This window comes from Calditrichota bacterium, assembly GCA_014359355.1.
Lineage (GTDB): Bacteria > Zhuqueibacterota > Zhuqueibacteria > JANLFK01 > Oleimicrobiaceae > Oleimicrobium.
Genome location: JACIZP010000390.1, coordinates 1 through 3,800, shown reverse-complemented (window position 1 = coordinate 3,800; position 3,800 = coordinate 1). Strand labels below are relative to the sequence as shown.

The following is a 3,800-nucleotide window of genomic DNA, read 5'->3' as shown; positions in this document are numbered from 1 at the left end:
AAGAGCGATGATCGCGAGTACCGTGCCAGCAAGGACCCCGTGTGGGGCGATCTGCCGCTAGCCGTGCTGGTGGACTCTTACAGCGCCTCTGCCTCCGAAATTGTGGCCGGCGCCATTCAGGACTTGGATCGTGGGGTGGTCATCGGGACCACCACCTTTGGCAAAGGGCTGGTGCAGCGCGTGGTAGGCGTGGGGCCCCGCTCCACGCTGCGCATCACCACCTCCGAGTACTTTGTGCCCAGTGGACGACTGATCCAGAATCCGGATGTCTTCGACAAGGGGCGCACCAGCGTGCTCTACGCCGAAGGGATCAAACGGCTGGAAGAGGCGGCCGACCCGAAGAAGGAGTATCGCACCACCTCCGGACGCCTGGTGCGTGGCGGAGGAGGCATCGTCCCCGACATCCAGGTCAGCCCCGATACCCTGAGTCGACTGGAGTTCGCCCTGCTCAGCCAGTCGATGTTCTTCAACTTTGCCGTGGGCTATGTGCAGCGGCACCCCGATTTGCCCCGCAACTTTGTGGCCGACGACAAGGTGATCGACGAATTCCGCAAGTTTTTGGCCGAGAAAAAGTTCGAGTACAAGAGCGAGGGCGAAACCGAGCTTGAGGCCTTTGAGCGCGCGGCGAGGAAACACGGCTACTTGCCGGAGGTGTCGACAGCGCTGGGGCAGATCAAGGCAGCTTTAGCGCAACAAAAGAAGCGTGAATTCGAGGAGAGCCTTGGCTACATTAGACAGTCGCTGGAGAGGGAGGTTATCACCAAGCTGTGGGGTACCGCGGCAGGCATTAGCGCGGTCTTGGACGACGATGAGGTCGTGCAGAAGGCAGTAGAAGTCCTCAGCAATCCGCTCCAGTATGGCTCCATACTCGGCAAGAAGACTACGGTTGGGGGGTGAGCGGGCAGTCGATTTGCACGCTCGAGAACGCAGGCAAGAAGGCGGTTGTGTCCACAGGCACGGTGAAGCCCTCGGCGTGGGTAGCCGCGCCGTATAGCAGATAGCGCAGTAGCATCATTCGAGGAGGATTTTTTCGATGGCAGAGAAGAAGTATGTCTATTTCTTCGCCCAGGGTCAGGCGGAAGGCGATGCGAACATGAAGGAACTCCTTGGCGGCAAGGGAGCGAACCTAGCAGAAATGTGCCGCTTGAACCTCCCTGTGCCTCCAGGATTCACCATCACCACTGAGGTCTGCACCTACTACTATGCCAACGGCAAGAAATATCCCGCTGGCCTGAAAGAACAGGTGGAGGCGGCTCTGCGGCGAACGGAGCAGCTCATGGGGAGCCGTTTTGGCGACCCGGAGAATCCTCTGCTCGTCTCCGTTCGCTCAGGCGCAAGGAGCTCGATGCCGGGCATGATGGAGACCGTGCTCAACATCGGCTTGACCTCCACTACCATCAAGGGGCTGATCGCCAAGACGCAAAATGAGCGCTTTGCCTATGATGCCTACCGGCGACTGATCATGATGTATGCCGACGTGGTGATGGAGAAGGCGGCAGGCATCGAACCAAAGGAAGGCAAAGCGGTGCGCCAACAGCTTGAGCATGAGATGGACAAGCTCAAGAAGAAGCGCGGCGTGAAGTTGGATACCGAACTGACCGCCGAGGACCTCAAGCAGCTGGTCGAGATTTTCAAGAAGAAAGTCCAGCAGGTGCTGGGCCGGCCCTTCCCGGATGACCCTATGGAGCAGCTTTGGGGAGGAATTGGCGCGGTGTTCCAGTCCTGGACCGGTAAGCGGGCAGTCTCCTACCGGCGCATCGAGGGCATTCCTGATGATTGGGGCACGGCGGTGAATGTGCAGAGCATGGTCTTTGGCAACATGGGCGAGCGCTCGGCAACCGGCGTGGCCTTCACCAGGAACCCGGCCACGGGCGAAAACGAATTCTACGGTGAGTGGTTGGTCAACGCCCAGGGCGAGGACGTGGTGGCCGGCATCCGCACCCCCTACCCCCTGAACAAGGCGAACAAGACCCAGGAGAACAAACACCTCCCCAGCCTCGAGGAGATGATGCCGGAGCTCTATGAGCAGCTGGTGGGCATCCGCAACACCCTCGAGAAGCATTACCGTGACATGCAGGACATCGAGTTCACGATCCAGGAAGGGCGCCTCTGGATGCTGCAAACGCGCGTGGGCAAGAGAAACGGCCAGGCGGCAGTGCGCATGGCGGTGGACATGTGCAACGAAGGCCTCATCGACAAGAAGGAGGCCATTATGCGCGTCAAGCCATCGCAACTGGATGAGCTCCTGCACCCGATGGTGGACCCCATCAAGGAGCGGCACGCGCAGGTGTTGGCCACGGGTCTGCCCGCAGGCCCGGGTGGGGCCACCGGACAGATTGTCTTCACCGCCGACGATGCTGAACGACTTGCCAAGGACAAGAAGAAAGTCATCCTTGTCCGGCAAGAGACCACCCCTGAGGATGTCCACGGCATGCACGCGGCCGAGGGGATTTTGACCGCAAAGGGCGGTATGACCAGCCACGCTGCCCTGGTCGCGCGCGGTTGGGGCAAGTGCTGCATCGTCGGCTGCGGGGCGCTGGAAATCGACCCTGTGGGCAAGAAGCTGTCCGTGAATGGCAAGCTATTCAAGCAGGGCGACTGGCTGACCCTCAACGGCACTGCCGGGCGGGTCTACGCTGGACAGCTGCCCTTGGTCAAGCCGGACCTCGAGCACAATCAGGCCTACCTGCAACTCATGAAGTGGGCCGATGAGATCCGCAGCCTCGGCGTGCGTACGAACGCCGACCGGCCCGCTGACGCCACTCAGGCACGGGCATTCGGCGCCGAAGGGATTGGCCTCTGCCGCACCGAGCACATGTTCTTCGATCCCAAGCGCATCTTGGCCATGCGGCAGATGATCCTCGCCGAGACCGAGAAGGAGCGCCGCAAGGCCCTGGCGAAACTGCTCCCCTACCAGAAGAAGGACTTTTTGGGGATCCTGAGGGCCATGCAGGGATTGCCGGTGACCATCCGCCTGCTGGATCCGCCGCTGCACGAGTTCATCAACCTGACCAAGAAACAGATCAAGGAACTGGCGGACCAGCTGCAGGTGCCGGCCAAGAAGATCGAAGCGCGCATCGCCTCCTTGCATGAGATGAACCCCATGCTCGGTCATCGTGGCTGCCGGCTGGGGATTGCCTATCCCGAGATCACGGAGATGCAGGCGCGCGCCATTTTCGAAGCGGCGGCCGAGCTGACCAAGGAAGGTGTGCAGGTCTACCCGGAGGTCATGGTGCCGCTGGTGGGCACGGTCAAGGAGTTTCAGCACCAGGAGAAGATCATCCGCAAAGTCGCCGAAGAGGTCATGAACAAGTACCAGGTCAAGTTCCACTACTTGGTGGGGACTATGATCGAGATCCCGCGGGCATGCTTGACCGCCGACGAGATCGCCCGCAGTGCGGAGTTCTTCTCGTTCGGCACCAACGACCTGACGCAGACCACGTTCGGTTTCTCGCGGGACGACGTGGGTGGCTTCCTGCCGACCTATCTTGAGGAAGGCATTCTGCCCGAGGACCCGTTCCAGACCCTCGACCAGACAGGCGTCGGCCAACTGGTGGAGATGGGCGTGCAGAAGGGTCGCGCTGCTCGTCCCAACCTCAAGGTCGGAATATGTGGCGAACATGGCGGCGATCCCGCATCCATTGAATTCTGCCACCGCGTCGGGCTCGATTATGTGTCGTGCTCGCCGTTCCGGGTGCCGATTGCGCGCCTCGCCGCAGCACGGGCCGCAGTCCGTTTTGGCCCTGCAAAGCGTGCCAAGTAAGACCTGACTGAACAGGAGGAGAGAGGCGCCTGCCAAG

Annotated in this window: 2 protein-coding genes; both read left to right on the top strand. The window is 61.0% G+C overall.

Annotated elements, in window-relative coordinates; translation table 11 throughout:
• Positions 1-897: S41 family peptidase (locus H5U38_16245; GenBank protein ID MBC7188576.1), on the top strand; the 897-nt coding region annotated here is incomplete at its 5' end.
• A gap of 136 nt (positions 898-1,033) precedes the next feature.
• Entirely contained in the window at positions 1,034-3,763 is a 2,730-nt protein-coding gene (locus H5U38_16240) for a pyruvate, phosphate dikinase (GenBank protein MBC7188575.1), read from the top strand.
• Positions 3,764-3,800: the final 37 nt, after the last annotated feature.